The sequence below is a fragment of the Nostoc sp. FACHB-892 genome (genome assembly GCF_014698795.1).
Taxonomy (GTDB): Bacteria; Cyanobacteriota; Cyanobacteriia; order Cyanobacteriales; family Nostocaceae; genus Nostoc.
The window spans coordinates 94,776-109,267 of sequence record NZ_JACJTR010000013.1 but is presented as its reverse complement, the minus strand read 5'-3'; the positions used below and the strand labels follow the sequence as shown (position 1 = coordinate 109,267).

The 14,492-nt window shown below is 43.1% G+C and carries 15 protein-coding genes; 11 read left to right on the top strand and 4 right to left on the bottom strand.

The annotated features are described in order from the left end of the window. Window positions 1–211: 211 nt before the first annotated feature. Genes H6G96_RS18655 through H6G96_RS18625 form a run of 7 tightly spaced genes read left to right on the top strand, consistent with a single transcriptional unit; the run spans window position 212 to window position 4,116 of the window. Window positions 212–547 carry a cation:proton antiporter subunit C gene (locus H6G96_RS18655; protein ID WP_190912896.1) on the top strand — a complete coding sequence of 112 codons (336 nt, stop codon included), beginning with the start codon at window positions 212–214 and terminating at the stop codon, window positions 545–547. Then, entirely contained in the window at window positions 544–1,983 is a 1,440-nt protein-coding gene (locus tag H6G96_RS18650) for a cation:proton antiporter (RefSeq protein ID WP_190912830.1), read from the top strand. The genes H6G96_RS18655 and H6G96_RS18650 overlap by 4 nt, the downstream gene beginning before the upstream one ends. Beyond that, on the top strand, window positions 1,968–2,357 hold the full coding sequence (locus H6G96_RS18645) for a Na+/H+ antiporter subunit E (RefSeq protein ID WP_190912829.1): 390 nt from the start codon (window positions 1,968–1,970) through the stop codon (window positions 2,355–2,357). The genes H6G96_RS18650 and H6G96_RS18645 overlap by 16 nt, the downstream gene beginning before the upstream one ends. Beyond that, window positions 2,354–2,611, top strand: coding sequence for a hypothetical protein (locus H6G96_RS18640; protein WP_141699846.1), 258 nt, complete (start codon window positions 2,354–2,356; stop codon window positions 2,609–2,611). Before H6G96_RS18645 ends, H6G96_RS18640 begins: the two co-directional genes overlap by 4 nt. After that, a complete protein-coding gene (locus tag H6G96_RS18635; RefSeq protein WP_190912828.1) occupies window positions 2,608–2,886 on the top strand; it encodes a monovalent cation/H(+) antiporter subunit G in 279 nt (92 codons plus the stop codon). The genes H6G96_RS18640 and H6G96_RS18635 overlap by 4 nt, the downstream gene beginning before the upstream one ends. Continuing rightward, on the top strand, window positions 2,879–3,457 hold the full coding sequence (locus tag H6G96_RS18630; RefSeq protein ID WP_190912827.1) for a DUF4040 domain-containing protein: 579 nt from the start codon (window positions 2,879–2,881) through the stop codon (window positions 3,455–3,457). Before H6G96_RS18635 ends, H6G96_RS18630 begins: the two co-directional genes overlap by 8 nt. Further along, window positions 3,454–4,116 (top strand): Na(+)/H(+) antiporter subunit B, encoded by a 663-nt coding sequence (locus tag H6G96_RS18625; RefSeq protein WP_190912826.1) that lies wholly within the window; start codon window positions 3,454–3,456, stop codon window positions 4,114–4,116. The genes H6G96_RS18630 and H6G96_RS18625 overlap by 4 nt, the downstream gene beginning before the upstream one ends. 258 nt (window positions 4,117–4,374) lie before the next feature. Here the strand turns inward: H6G96_RS18625 and H6G96_RS18620 are convergent, their stop codons facing one another. Together H6G96_RS18620 and H6G96_RS18615 are read right to left on the bottom strand one after the other, a co-directional pair. Continuing rightward, window positions 4,375–4,596 (bottom strand): hypothetical protein, encoded by a 222-nt coding sequence (locus H6G96_RS18620; protein WP_190912825.1) that lies wholly within the window; start codon window positions 4,594–4,596, stop codon window positions 4,375–4,377. Window positions 4,597–4,754: 158 nt separating this feature from the next. Continuing rightward, window positions 4,755–5,546 carry an SAM-dependent chlorinase/fluorinase gene (locus H6G96_RS18615; protein ID WP_190912824.1) on the bottom strand — a complete coding sequence of 264 codons (792 nt, stop codon included), beginning with the start codon at window positions 5,544–5,546 and terminating at the stop codon, window positions 4,755–4,757. A gap of 254 nt (window positions 5,547–5,800) precedes the next feature. Here H6G96_RS18615 and H6G96_RS18610 point away from each other — a divergent pair, with 254 nt between their 5' ends. From H6G96_RS18610 to H6G96_RS18595, 4 genes are all read left to right on the top strand, one after another. Continuing rightward, window positions 5,801–6,706, top strand: a complete 906-nt coding sequence (locus tag H6G96_RS18610) for a hypothetical protein (RefSeq protein ID WP_190912823.1) — start codon at window positions 5,801–5,803, stop codon at window positions 6,704–6,706. A gap of 14 nt (window positions 6,707–6,720) precedes the next feature. Next, window positions 6,721–8,643, top strand: a complete 1,923-nt coding sequence (locus tag H6G96_RS18605) for an Hsp70 family protein (RefSeq protein WP_190912822.1) — start codon at window positions 6,721–6,723, stop codon at window positions 8,641–8,643. A 143-nt stretch (window positions 8,644–8,786) separates the two neighbouring features. Then, on the top strand, window positions 8,787–9,611 hold the full coding sequence (locus H6G96_RS18600) for a M90 family metallopeptidase (protein ID WP_190912821.1): 825 nt from the start codon (window positions 8,787–8,789) through the stop codon (window positions 9,609–9,611). A 161-nt stretch (window positions 9,612–9,772) separates the two neighbouring features. Then, window positions 9,773–10,981, top strand: a complete 1,209-nt coding sequence (locus H6G96_RS18595) for a NupC/NupG family nucleoside CNT transporter (RefSeq protein WP_190912820.1) — start codon at window positions 9,773–9,775, stop codon at window positions 10,979–10,981. A gap of 979 nt (window positions 10,982–11,960) precedes the next feature. On the opposite strand, the gene H6G96_RS18590 is transcribed toward H6G96_RS18595, so the two are convergent. After that, window positions 11,961–13,127, bottom strand: a complete 1,167-nt coding sequence (locus H6G96_RS18590) for a pyridoxal phosphate-dependent aminotransferase (protein WP_190912819.1) — start codon at window positions 13,125–13,127, stop codon at window positions 11,961–11,963. Window positions 13,128–13,378: 251 nt separating this feature from the next. Further along, window positions 13,379–14,461, bottom strand: a complete 1,083-nt coding sequence (locus H6G96_RS18585) for a class I fructose-bisphosphate aldolase (RefSeq protein WP_190912818.1) — start codon at window positions 14,459–14,461, stop codon at window positions 13,379–13,381. Window positions 14,462–14,492 lie beyond the last annotated feature (31 nt).

Here is a 14,492-nt window from a genome sequence, read left to right as displayed (position 1 = left end):
TGCCGCAAATGAAGAGGCAGGGAGCAGGGAGCAGGGGGAAATAACTCCTTCTCTACTAATGGTTCTCGTACCCCTGCGGGGAAGCAAGCTACAGGTGAAGTGGTTACTGAGCGTAGCCGAAATTTCAAATCCTAATTCTGTTCTATCCCCCCTGCTACCTGCTCCCTGCCCCTTTTCCTCTTTTTCAATCCTTATCCAACAGGCAATTCCCGTGTTAGAAGCTTGCGTATTCGCAACAATATTTTGCGGATTTTTCGGCATCATCCTGAAAAAGAACCTCGTTATGAAGATCATCTCTATGGATGTCATGAGTACCGGGGTTATCGCCTATTACGTGCTGATTGCATCACGAAATGGCTTATTCACACCAATTATTTCCAACGTCAAAAATATCAGATACGCCGATCCGGTTCCCCAGGCGGTTATATTGACAGCGATTGTGATCGGATTTTCGATTCAGGCGTTAATGCTGGTCGGCGTTATGAAGTTGGCACGAGATAATCCGACTTTGGAAAGCAACGAAATTGAGAAGAATAACACGCCATGAATAGCATTACCATCGCATGGATTGCACTACCGTTGTTTTTGGGGTTCGTCATTTATCTACTCCCCAAACTTGACAAATACCTCGCACTGTTTGTAGCTTTGGCTTCTGCAGGATATGCCTTGCAGCTATTTGTCACTCAATCGCCACTGACACTACAGTTACTAGATAATTTTGGCGTTATTTTAACAGTCGATCAATTAAGCGGCTACTTTATCTTAACTAATGCGCTGGTGACGGCAGCAGTCATTCTCTACTGTTGGCACAGCGATAAAACAGCTTTTTTTTACGCACAACTGATCATTTTGCATGGCAGTATCAATGCCGCGTTTGCTTGTGCGGATTTGATCAGTTTATACGTGGCGTTAGAGGTGAGTGGTATTGCTGCGTTTCTGTTGATTGCCTATCCCCGGACTGACCGCTCGATTTGGGTTGGCTTACGTTACCTGTTTATCAGCAACGTGGGAATGCTTTTTTATCTGGTTGGCGCGGTGTTGGTATATCAGGCGCATCATTCCTTTAGTTTTGCAGGTTTGCGCGTAGCACCTCCAGAAGCCCTTGCCCTGATTTTTTTGGGACTCTTGACAAAAGGAGGAATTTTTGTATCAGGATTATGGTTGCCGTTGACTCACTCCGAATCGGAAACGCCAGTGTCGGCGATGCTGTCGGGAGTTGTGGTAAAAGCTGGTGTCTATCCATTAGTGCGGTGTGCGCTGATGGTAGCAGAGGTTGATCCGATAGTAAGAACCTTTGGAGTTGGGACGGCGCTTCTGGGAGTGTTTTATGCAGTCTTTGAAAAAGATACCAAGCGGATGCTGGCATTTCACACGGTTTCACAGTTGGGCTTTATCCTCGCTGCGCCGTCCGTGGGTGGTTTTTATGCGCTGACACACGGATTGGTAAAATCGGCGCTTTTTCTAATTGCCGGAGCTTTACCGAGTCGCAATTTCAAGGAACTACAACATCAAGCGATCGCTACCCCAATCTGGATTGCCTTAGTTATAGCCAGCTTCTCGATCTCTGGTTTTCCCTTGTTGTCTGGCTTTGGCGCGAAAGTGTTGACGACAAAGAATTTGCTGCCTTGGCAAGTGATCGCTATGAATATTGCCGCCCTGGGAACAGCAATATCCTTTGCCAAATTCATATTTCTGCCGCGTGGGGGAAAAGCAGAGGTAAAGCCTGGTTTCTGGGCAGCCATAATTCTGTTAGTCGGTGGGCTGTTCCTAGCTAACATTGCGTATTACGAGGCGTACACCGTTGCGAATATCATTAAACCCCTCGCAACCATCGGCATTGGATGGTTGGCGTATTTACTAATTTTTAAACATTCAGTACTCAAGCTGCCGCGTGTCCTTGAACAATTTGACCATTTGATCGGTGTCATGAGTCTGATTTTAATCCTATTGTTCTGGAAGGGATTTGCATGGTTGGGTATTTAAATCTAATATTGCGGCTGACTATCTGGTTTTTGCTCACTGCCGATTTCAGTGTGGCGAATATCATCATAGGCATCAGCATCGCACTTCTATTGCCGGGTGGTCGCACAGCAAGGGAATCATTAAAAGATTGGCTGCGTGTACTGGGTGAAATTATAGTGGCGATTCCGCAGGCGTATATGGAGGCATTTCAAATCATCCTCCGCCCGCATAAATACGAAGAGATAACGATGGAACGAGCCAAACCAGGACGTACACCAGGGCTTGTATTTCTAGATATCTTCCTAATTACCTTTACACCAAAGACTATTGTTTTGAAATACCACGAAGCAGGCTGGTACGAAGTACATTGGGTGCGACGGAGGAGAAAAGTATGATCCTGAATCTGGTATTGATTGCAATGATTCTAGCAATGCTCATCCCCATGTATGAGGCATGGCAAGATGATGATATTTGGCAAAAAATGCTCGCATTTGCCAGTTTTGCCACCAAAAGTTCAATCATGATCCTGGTGGTATCCGTCTTCCGTGATGATTGGATGATTGGTGTTGTCGGGGTGATCATCCTAAGTGTAGGAAATGCTGGCTTAATGTTGCTGGCTCATGTAATCAAACGAATGAATGAAGTATGATTGACTTTTTCAGTAATATATGCATAGGTTTAGGACTTTTCTTCTGGTTTTGGGGAACCTTTCCTTTGTTGGGCAAGCGATCGCTATTATTCAAACTCCATAGTCTTTCGGTTGCAGACACCCTTGGCTCGATGAGTATCATCATCGGGCTGCTCTTAAAGATACCTAGCGAATGGCCGCTGCTCATTCTCGCTCTCATCTCCTTGGCCATCTGGAATACAGTGCTGGGATATGTATTGGCTTACTGTTCTAGTAGCGAGGGAAACTATGAATGATAGCTATCTCTATATCATCATCGCCCTGTTGCCGTTGGCTGGGTGTATGGTGGTATTTCAGGTCAATCCATACCATGCGCTGGTAATTCGCGGCATATTAGGAGCGGTGTCGGCACTGGTATATGCGGTTTTAGGAGCGCCAGATGTTGCTTTAACCGAAGCATTGGTGGGTACTATGCTGGCAATTACGCTTTACGCGGTAGCAGTGCGTTCATCCCTGGTGATGCGTCTTGGGTTGCTGAAAGGTGAGGCAGATGACGAACACCATTTTGGGCAACTAATGGATGACTTACGCACAATTTTTCGTAAACGCCAGATGCGTCTAGAACTGGTTCCCTACCCAAATACCCAAGCTTTGGAACGGGCGCTGATGGATAAAGAAGTCCATGCGACCTGTGTCAGACGAGAATACACTGATCCAAACCACGTAACAGGTGAGGACGAAAAACAGTTTTATCACACCGCCATTAGGGTGAAACGCATCTATGAAATTATGCAAACCGAACTTGCATCACCAGCGACAATCCTGAGTTATGTAAATACAGCATCTGAAGGGGAGAAGCATAAATGAAATGGATTTACATTGCAGCAGGGATAGCGCTGTTTGTAAAAATGCTCGTCTTGCCGAATTCAGCGCCAGTTGTACCGGATTTCTCGATCGTTGAATCGATTGTTAAAGATGGTGGTATGCCCAATGCGGTAACAGTGATCATTCTCAGAAATCGGTTGTATGACACGATCTTCGAGGTGGTGGTATTTACGATCGCAATTATGGGTGCATACTTTCTGCTAGCGAATGAAAAGCCGTCCTGCGCGATCTATCGTTTTACGGATCAACCATCCATTGTGCTGGCGCGTCTGGGAGCAACTATTGCCGCGTTGGTAAGTATTGAACTAGCTATTAGGGGGCATCTCAGCCCTGGCGGTGGTTTTGCCGCCGGAGTCGCAGGCGGAACTGCGATCGGGTTGATTGCCATTACCTCATCACCGGAGTGGATGCAAGGGATTTACCAGCGTTACCACGCCGCTACATGGGAGAAGGTTTCGGTTCTTGTTTTCATTGTACTGGCGGCTATAACTCTGACTGGAGTGGAGTTACCGCACGGGGAAATGGGCGCACTTTTGAGTGGGGGAATTGTCCCCTTGCTGAATATTCTAGTTGCAGTCAAAGTCGCGTTAGGGTCGTGGGCGGTGATTTTGGTTTTTATTCGTTATCGGGGATTGTTGTGAACTACCTACACTGAGGTTTGCAGTCAGTGTAAGCTTCCCAACTCACTGGGAATTGCCTCAGACTTGGTGGATTTTTTACGTCCAGAATTCTTTGGTGTTAAAGACTGGCGTTGCTGAATCATGGGATGATTTCGTCCAATTTAGAACGAATTACCAATAGTTTCACCCACCAATTCATCCCGCATTTATGCAACGCCTAAAGACTTATTATTAAGATTGCAAGGGGGCACAGGCCACTTATTACAGCATTTCATTAATTCATAGGGAATTAACTTTTTCAATACCCTGCAATGCCAATGCATCGACTAACAATGCCAATGCATCGACTGACAATGCCAATGCATCGACTGACAATGCCAATGTATCGACTAACAATGCTAATGTATCGACTAACAATGCTAATGCATCGACTAACAATGCCAATGTATCGACTAACAATGCCAATGTATCGACTGACAATGCCAATGTATCCCCTTGCATTAAAAACGCTACGATTTTACGCAAAGCTGTACTTAGCTTCAGTAAAAAAATAATCAATCGTTTTGGAAGGCAGGGGGAGAACAAATTGGATAGTGACGATGTGCAAATTAAATGCTTAACAGCTTACCTCAGCGCGATCGCAAACCAACTACCCGATTTTAGGCAATTCGAGTTACTTGCTGATTCACACGGGGACGGCCAAAGCGTTCCCAAGCACTCCCTCCTCGCAGAAATAGCTCTAAAAAGCGCAATGGTTCTCCTGAATCGCCTCTAGACCAACCGGAACTACCAGGAGCAAAGGCTAAAGTTCCTTCAGACACCTTGAAGCTGCCATCAGAATACACTGCATCACTCACCACATCTCCAATTCGGATCACGATCTTGCTTTGAGGCTCTAAATTCAGTGTATGCGCCCCAATAGTTGTTTTAATGTTGCCGTAGCCATCAATCCAGGCAATTCGATCTGGTGGAACATCGGGGATTTGCTCACTCTTCAGGCTATCTCCCAAAAGGCTAAAATCTTCATTCATAATGGCCGCCGCAGCCGGAGGAAACACATCCCGTGAGCGAAACTGCGATCCACCACGAGAAACGTTAACCACTCGCAACTCCTTTGTATAGTCTTTGATAAAGGAGAGGGTGTAGCCTGCATTCACACCTACTACTTTTACACCATTAGGTAAAAGGGCATAAGTTAGTCCTTCACCTTCATTGTCTCGACGGGCTTCGGGATCATCCTGACGAGGCGCACAGTTATGATAAATTAGGCGATCGCTAGGGCCCGGGTTGAGTCCTAGTTGGGCAATCCAGAATCCCGTTGCCAATGTACTAAATGCTGGAACCGAAAGCAAATGAATTTGGGCATCGGGAGAAGCCATCAGCAGACGTTGTGTGACTTCTGTAAATGCCGGATCTCCTGTACCGTAGTCTGCAATGACGCAGATAAACATTCTGCTGCTCCTTCTGATGGGTAGTAATTTGCACGTTTAAACGAGCCAGTGAACCTGCCTCATCAGCAGTCTAGGTGCGATCTCAACTATATGCAAGATTTCTACATAACATTAGGCGCAATTTTCCAGTCAAAAAATTCTAGAACCACACAACCTAGATTAATCACATCAGTCATCATGTGATTACAGGTTGAAATAAGTAGTTGTCTGCTCATTTCACTCTTGTTAGTAACATTAAAGTCTTACTCAACGCAATGAAAACAATCAGTTCACTTTTTAACGAAGAACGCAACCAACTTCAGACAGATATTGATAACACAACCAACATTGAGGAGATAGTTAAGTTGGTTCAAAATCGACTTGATAATCTCGAAAGAATTTACATTGAAAAACTTAATCTGGCTCAAATTCGTCTGGCTTCCTTTTTCCTAGATACCCTGCGGCAGTCCATCGCTACTCTTGCTGCGGCTAACTATTCTCAAATTGCTCCAATAGAGCAAAAGCAATTTACCAACCCAAGTACAAAGTTTTTTTCCAGTAGATTAATCCTAAAACTGCTAAAAGGATTAATTTATATAGGCATCTTAAGTTCTTTATTCTCTTTAACTAAAACTACCCCAGGTGCATGGATGGCTATCTTACTAACCTCTATACTTCTAGGGGTAGAAGTTGTGCTTCAACTTGAGTTAAGGAGCCAGCAAAATTCTATGTCTTCAGAGCTATTGGAATTACCTAAACCTATACTTCGGGTTGATAGCAAAGTATTTTTAGATCATCTTGGCGATGCTCTCAACACTATCGACCTAGCAGTAGCTAGAGTAGAAGAATGGAATAAACATGAAGGCGACTTAGCAATAGAAGAACTGCCAGAGTTATTGAATTTTCTGCAAAGGCTAATGGGCGCATCAAAACTTGATAAACCCCAAATGGCTTATGAACTTGCAAAACTTTTACCACAGATTTTAATGTCTCAGGGAATTAACGCTCAAATTTACCGACCAAATGACCCGCATAGCGATCGCAATTATTTTGACTTCGAGCCAAGTATCGACCCCGATACCAAAGATCACGTAACTCTAACTCCGGCTCTGTTGAAAGGCGATCGCTTGATTCGGCGCGGTAGGGTAATTGAGCCAGCATATTCCGCTTCTAGAGAATAATAGACAATAAGGGTATGGAAATTTTAGAAACAATCGGTTTTGATTTGGGGCACGGTGAAACGGCTGTAGCTAAAGCGATAGTGGAAAGCATCGACCCCCCGCAGATGCTGGAGATTAATAACAAGAAGAACCAAATTACAGCCCTTGGTTGGCACCCTAAACTAGGTTATCTTGTCGGCGAACAAGCCTTAATTCAAGCTGGCGTTACCCAACTAACAATTTCTTTCAAGCAAAAACCCAACAATGATCCCAAATATCGGGAAATAATTAGCACTTTTGTAGCAACCTACTACCGTCTTTTGAAAGAAAGCAAACAACTGGAAGGTGGGGAAAGTAGCTATTTTTACATAGGTTGTCCTTCAGGATGGACAATTAGCGATCGCACAGAATACCAAAAGCTACTTCAAGAAGCTGGTATTCCCCAACTCAATGTTGTACCCGAATCGCGGGCTGCTTTTATGCAAGCCAAAGAAGCCGGGAAACTGGAGTATGACAAACTTGTTGCATCGGTGCTAATTGTCGATATTGGTTCTTCAACCACAGATTTTACTCTGGTTAAGAGCTTAGAAGAGATCCCGATAGATTTTGGGAGTAATACTTTAGGTGCATCTCTAATTGACAAAGCTATTTTTGCCCGGACTCTCGCCAACCACGAGCAAAAAGCATTACTCGAAAAAGTATTTAAGGAATATCCGCATCACCAAGCTCGTTGTGAACTTGCTTGTCGCAAAGCTAAAGAAGATTATTTTTCTAATGAGCAGCTATACAGCGATCCTGAATCTTTTGCGCGTGGCTTCGAGTCGATTAACGAACAGATTTATTTTATTCCCCAAGTGAATAAATTGATGATGGAGGAAATCTTAAAGCAGCCTTTACCGGAACTGGGGCATCATAGCTGGGTGCGATCGTTTAGCGACTCTTTAACCGAGGCGAAAGAAAAGCTGGAAACACTTGGAATCGTGCCGAAACTTCTGCTGATGACTGGTGGTGCATCTCGCATGAAGTTTACCCACTTGCTTTGTCAAGAAATGTTTCCCGAACCAGAAACGCTGCTTCGCCCCGATCCAGAACCGGAACGGTGTATTGCACTAGGTTTAGCACGAGTAGGGCGATGGGATCTGCGTGCTGCTGCTTTTAAGGAAGAAGTCAACAAACTATTTACCTCGAATACGCTTAAAGGTTTGATTGAAAGGCATATCCCGGAGTTAATCGAATCACTAACTAAGCCTTTGACAGACGGCTTGCTCGTCAACGCAGTTAAACCAGCTTTAAAAGATTGGCAAAAAAACAAAATACGGACTTTAGCGGATTTAGAAACATCTTTAATCAGTCGGGCAGAACAGTGGCTCAAAAGCGAACGCGCTGTGCAGATAATTAATTATCAATGCGCTTCTTGGTTTAGCAATAAAATCCAACCCGATTTAGCCGCACAAACTGATCCAATCTGTAGAAAGTTTCAGATACCTAGAAGCAGCTTAAGGTTCCAGGATAGTATTGACCCAAATTTTGTTAACCCAGAGCTACGAATTGGAGATGCTATTTTGGCTGAGACAGTGGGCTTTATTGTCAATGTAGTAATTGGTGGAGGCACTGTAGCTAGCATCATCACTCTCATACTAACGGGACATTTAACCTGGCCTATTGCCCTAGTATATGGAGCTTCGGTGATGGCGGCAGGAATGGAGCTAAATCGCAAGAGTGTTCAAGAAGTAATCAAGACGAATGTAGATGTACCTAGTTGGGTTCGTTCTAGTTTTTTGAGTGATAAAAAAATCGAGGAGATGTGTGAGCAAATAAAGCCTGAGTTAGAGAAAGTTCTTCAAGAACAATTGACAGCAGATAAAGAAGCTTTTGATAAACTGATTAGCAAAGTTGAGCAAGGGCTTCAAAAAACCCTTTCGACCAAGGTTCAATCTTGCATAATTCTGATCCAATAGTGGTGATATGTGGAATTAGTAAACTTTAGGAAAGAGGGAAAAGCCCCATTTAAATTTTAGTTATTGAGACACAACAAGAACAATTATGTTATCTAGATTTTCTGTTTTACCGTGAATTAAATATGTAATCTGTTCAGAAGTCAATGATTAAAACAATAGTTGTCTTTCTCATTATTGGGCTGATTATAACCGGGATTTTAATCAATCCTGTTTTAGTTAAAAGGCGAAGAAACCGTCTCAAACGCCGTCCTTTTCCTCCACTATGGAATGCAATTATTGAGAATAATCTTCCTATTTATCCGTGTCTCTCTCCCGATGAAATCAGACGACTTCAGGGACATATTCAAGTATTCTTAGCAGAAAAGCAATTTATTGGTTGTAAAGGATTACAGGTGACGGAGGAAATGAAACTGACTCTTGCTGCGATCGCCTGTTTACTCTTATTAAATGAACGTGGGCAATACTTCCCTAGACTTCGTTCAATTCTAGTCTATCCTAATGCTTATTTTGTTGAGGAAACGGCTTCCATCGGAAAATATGTTGTTGAAGAAAGGCGTGTGGCAAGACTGGGTGAATCGTGGGCAAATGACCAAGTAGTAGTGTCTTGGGAACAGGTGAAACAAGACATTAATAACTGGGAAGATGGACGTAATGTTGTGCTTCATGAATTCGCCCATCAGTTAGATCAAGAAGATGGTAAAGCTGAAGGAGTTCCTATACTGCAACACAACTCAGACTATGTTATTTGGGCGAAGGTGATGACAGAAGCATATCAGCAAGTTTGTAATGATGTTCTACAAGGGGTAAAGACGGTAATGGATAGCTATGGTGCAACAAATCCCGCAGAATTTTTTGCTGTAGCGACTGAGACATTTTTTGAAAAGCCCCACCAATTGTTATCCAAGCATCCGGCACTTTATGAGCAATTGCAACGTTACTATCAATTAGATCCTGTGCAATGGAAGTGAACTAAGTAAATAAGTATGTAAAAAAAGTTATAAATATGTAACGAAAATTTAAGTTTAGTTTTTTCATGCTTACTTAATTGGCTACAAAACCATAAAAACACGCGGATTTTTGTGTATGCTTTGTGACCATGTGCCTTTGCGATACACTTCCGGGAGTAAACATGGAACGCGCCATTTCTGCGTTGGGAATCTTAGTTTTTATCGGTATATCCTACGCTTTCTCTGTTAATCGTCGTGCGGTGCGTTGGCGAATAGTGGTCTGGGGTTTAGGATTGGAGTTTGCATTTGCGCTAGTAATTCTTAAAACTCCTTGGGGCTTGAATGTGTTTAAATCTCTGGGAGATATTGTCAGCCAATTTTTAGCATTTTCTGATGTTGGTGCAAAATTCGTCTTTGGAGAAAATTTTAAGGATCATTTTTTTGCTTTCCAAGTGCTGCCGACAATTATCTTTTTCTCTGCCTTCATCAGCGTTTTGTATTACTACGGTATTTTACAGCGAGCAGTAAATGTGATGGCATGGGTAATGATGAAGACGATGAAAACATCGGGTTCTGAATCTTTATCCTGTGCAGGTAATATTTTTTTAGGGCCAACAGAGTCGGCGCTGATGGTTAAACCTTATATAGCGAATATGACGCAATCGGAACTCCATGCCTTGATGACGGGTGGTTTTGCCACAATTGCAGGTGGAGTTCTAGGGGCATATCTTTCTTTTGGGATACCAACAGAACACCTGATTGCTGCTTTCTTTATGACTACTCCCACATCGTTGGTGGTATCAAAACTGTTGTATCCAGAAACAGAAGTCTCAGAGACAACTGGGAAGGTAAAAGCGGTTGTAGAAACCAATTATGTAAATGTAATTGATGCTGCTACAACGGGAGCAATTGATGGTGTGAAGTTAGCTGTTAACGTCGGCGTAATGATTATTGCCTTTTTAGGATTATTAGCTGCGCTGAATGCCCTGCTAGGATGGTTGGGGGCATTCGTGGGTTTACAGCAACTGTCATTACAGTGGATTTTATCTTTTGTTATGGCTCCCGTAGCTTGGCTGATGGGCGTACCTTGGGCTGATTGTCGGCAAGTTGGGGCTTTATTGGGTACAAAAACAATTCTGAATGAGTTTATTGCTTTTTTGGATTTGAAGGCACTAATTGAAAATGATAAAATTTCCCAACGCGCAGTAATTATTGCGACTTACGCCTTATGTAATTTTGCGAATATAGGTTCAATTGGAATGACGATTGGCGGCATTACTGGAATAGCACCTAATCGCCAGCATGATTTAGCTCGAATGGGTGTAAGGTCAATGATTGGCGGATTGTTAGCCAGTTTTATCACCGCTTGTATTGCTGGTATGTTGATATAAGAATACTTCCAAGCCAGAATTCAGGAGTTATGTCATGTCCGCTAAATTACCTATAATGGGACTGAGCAAAAATTAATACTAATCTTTTATGAAGATACACAGAATAAAGGGCATGGCATTGCCCATTGGTGTCAACTTAAGCTCAAATACTTATTTCACAGGCGTTTTACCCCCCTTAATCCCCCTTTGGAAAGGGGGGAAAAACAAATCTAATTCCCTCCCTCTTTACAAGCTACCGTGTACACACAAGTCGAATTTCTTCTTAAATCCCAAAGATTACCTACTTAATCGCAGTGATGGTTAGGGTAGGGTAAAACTAAAGCTAAAACCTTAGTAAATCAGGTTTGGGGTGAGGTTTTGAGAATTTATGCAATAAATATATTGAATTCGGGTGGTCGTTTATTGAATTCGGCTGGTCGTTTATTGAATTCGGGTAGTCGTTTATTGAATTCGGGTAGTCGTTTATTGAATTCGGCTGGTCGTTTATTGAATTCGGGTAGTCGTTTATTGAATTCGGGTAGTCGTTTATTGAATTCGGCTGGTCGTTTATTGAATTCAAGCAGTGGTTATACCATTTCACGAAAAATCTGATACAGATGTAACCCCTAGAAGCTTTGCTGCATCTAAGTTTTTTAATTGCGTTAGCGTAGCGGGGCGTTAGCCCATTGCGAATTGCGAATTGTGAATTGGTATTAGGGTGGGGTAACGCGGTGAGTAACGGTAAGTAAATGAACTCAGTATCACGTTTTGACAAGGGTTTCACGTTAAGTTGACACAAATGGGCATTGCCATGCCCCTCCCAGCGTATTTGTATCATTATTAAAGTGAAATGGTATAAGCTACAATGTTGCTACTTCAGCTAAACGATGCCTTTTTAGGCAATATTAAAAATGAACTCCACCCTTTCTCAGTCGAAAAGGTGGAGTTAAAAAATTGGAGAGTTGGTAAATTCTCCTCACAAATGACAAATGACAATTAGCTAAATACGCGACTTGACAAATTTCTCCAATCTATCCATTCCCTTTTCAATCGTCGCCATATCTGTGGCGTAGGAAAGGCGAATGTTGTCATCAGCGCCAAAAGCAATTCCGGGAATGACTGCAACTTGATGTTTTTCCAGCAAAGCGTCACAAAATTCTAGGGATTTTAGACCGGTTTTACTGATATCAGGGAACAGATAAAAAGCGCCATCTGGTTTTGCGGTACTCAAACCGGGAATGGCGTTGAGTCTGTCTAGCATTACCTGTCGACGTTTGGCGAAGGCTTGGCGCATTTCTTCGACACAATCTTGAGGACTTTGTAGCGCCGCGATCGCACCATATTGGGCAAAGGTACATACGTTAGATGTACTATGCCCTTGGATGGAACTCGCTGCTTTAATGATTTCCACAGGACCCGCTAAATAACCAAGTCTCCAACCAGTCATAGAATAAGCCTTCGCAAACCCATTACTGATCAAAGTGCGGTCAAAAATTTCCTTCCCAAGAGAACCGATGCTGATATGTTCTGCACCGTCGTAGAGAATCTTTTCGTAAATCTCATCAGAAACGACAAAGATATCTGCATCTACTACTACCTGCGCCAGCGCTTTGATTTCATCTGGCGTGTAAACCATCCCTGTGGGATTAGATGGAGAGTTGAGAATAAATAACTTTGTCTTGGGTGTGATTGCTTTACGAAGTTGTTCGGGAGTAATTTTATAACCCGTCGTTGCATCTGTGGGGACAATTACTGGGACTCCACCGACTAAAGTCACCATTTCGGGATAACTTAACCAGTAGGGTGCAGGGATAATTACCTCATCACCTGGATCAATTAGTGCCACCATCAAGTTGTACAAAGAATGCTTACCGCCATTGGTGACGATAACATTCTCTAACTTGTAATCAAGACCATTATCAATTTTAAGCTTATGGGCGATCGCTTCCCTTAACTTTGGTTCTCCAGCTGCTGCACCATATTTGGTTTTGCCTTCTTCCAAAGCTTTGATTGCTGCGGCTTTAATATGCGCTGGGGTATCAAAATCTGGTTCTCCAGCGCTAAAACTACAAACATCTATTCCTTCCGCCTTCAGTCCCTTAGCCTTGGCTGCGATCGCTAAGGTTAATGAAGGTGTTACCTGACTTACTCTTGCTGCCAGCTTCATTCTTACTTTTTTTGGCAAATCTTTCACTTATCTAAGGATATCCCAGAATCTCTACCAAGATTTGCCTCTTCAGAATTCTCTTAATTGGTCTAGTTAACAAACATTTGCACTCTTAGTCTATAAAATCCAAAGGCGCACAGTTGTACGCCCCTACGAAAGACCTTCTATTAAAAACAGCTATCAATCTGACCAAGCCTCCTTTGGAGGTAGAGTGTAAGGGTAATGGATGATTACCCTCATCTCCCCACTCCTTAAGCTATCGTCACATCTGGCGATAAGTAAACATCCTGAATGGCATGAAATAACTTCACACCTTCCTCAAAGGGACGTTGAAAGGTCTTTCGCCCAGAAATTAATCCCGAACCACCAGCCCGTTTATTAATTACAGCAGTGCGAACTGCTTCGGCGAAGTCATTTTTACCAGTCGCGCCACCAGAATTAATCAGTCCTACACGCCCAGAGTAGCAATTCAGCACTTGGTAACGAGCTAAATCAATTGGGTGATCAGTTGTCAATTCTGTGTAAACTCGCTCATCTGTTTTGCCGTAACTCTTACCAGTAGCTTTGGCAATTGCACCGTAACCATTGTTAGTTTCAGGTAACTTTTGTTTGATAATGTCGGCTTCAATGGTTACACCCAAATGATTTGCCTGTCCAGTGAGGTCAGCAGCAAGGTGGTAATCTTTATCTTGTTTAAAAGCGTTATTCCGCAGATAGCACCAGAGAATTGTGACCATCCCCAGTTCATGGGCGCGTTTAAAAGCTTTGCTGATTTCCTGAATTTGTCTAGTAGAATGCTCTGAGCCAAAGTAAATTGTCGCACCTACGGCAACGGCCCCTAAATTCCAAGCTTGTTCTACATCAGCAAACAATACCTGGTCAAATTGATTGGGGAAAGTCAGCAATTCATTATGATTTATTTTGGCAATAAAGGGAATTTTGTGGGCATATTTGCGCGAAACGATGCCTAATGTCCCCAAAGTGGTAGCAACCGCATTGCAACCTGCGGCGATCGCTAGTCTGACAATATTTTCTGGGTCAAAGTAAATCGGATTGGGTGCAAAAGACGCACCTGCTGAATGTTCAATCCCTTGGTCTACCGGTAGAATAGACAAATACCCAGTATATGCCAGACGACCAGTAGAATAGAGTAACTGGAGATTACGCAATACTTGAGGATTGCGATCGCTGTCGAGCCAGATGCGATCTACAAAATCTGGCCCCGGCAAATGTAGTAAATCAGCAGGAAGTTTTGCTTTATAGGTAAGCAGTTCTTCAGCCTCTTTACCTAGCAATGACTCGATAGAATTAGCCTCTATGAGCGTTGTAGTCATAGTTTTTCCCCAGAAATTGAGCAAATGACCT

What these genes read in the sequence shown, in the direction of transcription:
- H6G96_RS18625 (WP_190912826.1), top strand. Translation starts at nt 3,454, where the DNA reads ATGAAATGGATTTACATTGCAGCAGGGATAGCGCTGTTTGTAAAAATG.
- H6G96_RS18635 (WP_190912828.1), top strand. Translation starts at nt 2,608, where the DNA reads ATGATTGACTTTTTCAGTAATATATGCATAGGTTTAGGACTTTTCTTC.
- H6G96_RS18585 (WP_190912818.1), bottom strand. Translation starts at nt 14,461, where the DNA reads ATGACTACAACGCTCATAGAGGCTAATTCTATCGAGTCATTGCTAGGT.
- H6G96_RS18640 (WP_141699846.1), top strand. Translation starts at nt 2,354, where the DNA reads ATGATCCTGAATCTGGTATTGATTGCAATGATTCTAGCAATGCTCATC.
- H6G96_RS18645 (WP_190912829.1), top strand. Translation starts at nt 1,968, where the DNA reads ATGGTTGGGTATTTAAATCTAATATTGCGGCTGACTATCTGGTTTTTG.
- H6G96_RS18600 (WP_190912821.1), top strand. Translation starts at nt 8,787, where the DNA reads ATGATTAAAACAATAGTTGTCTTTCTCATTATTGGGCTGATTATAACC.
- H6G96_RS18615 (WP_190912824.1), bottom strand. Translation starts at nt 5,546, where the DNA reads ATGTTTATCTGCGTCATTGCAGACTACGGTACAGGAGATCCGGCATTT.
- H6G96_RS18610 (WP_190912823.1), top strand. Translation starts at nt 5,801, where the DNA reads ATGAAAACAATCAGTTCACTTTTTAACGAAGAACGCAACCAACTTCAG.
- H6G96_RS18650 (WP_190912830.1), top strand. Translation starts at nt 544, where the DNA reads ATGAATAGCATTACCATCGCATGGATTGCACTACCGTTGTTTTTGGGG.
- H6G96_RS18630 (WP_190912827.1), top strand. Translation starts at nt 2,879, where the DNA reads ATGAATGATAGCTATCTCTATATCATCATCGCCCTGTTGCCGTTGGCT.
- H6G96_RS18595 (WP_190912820.1), top strand. Translation starts at nt 9,773, where the DNA reads ATGGAACGCGCCATTTCTGCGTTGGGAATCTTAGTTTTTATCGGTATA.
- H6G96_RS18605 (WP_190912822.1), top strand. Translation starts at nt 6,721, where the DNA reads ATGGAAATTTTAGAAACAATCGGTTTTGATTTGGGGCACGGTGAAACG.
- H6G96_RS18590 (WP_190912819.1), bottom strand. Translation starts at nt 13,127, where the DNA reads ATGAAGCTGGCAGCAAGAGTAAGTCAGGTAACACCTTCATTAACCTTA.
- H6G96_RS18620 (WP_190912825.1), bottom strand. Translation starts at nt 4,596, where the DNA reads ATGCAAGGGGATACATTGGCATTGTCAGTCGATACATTGGCATTGTTA.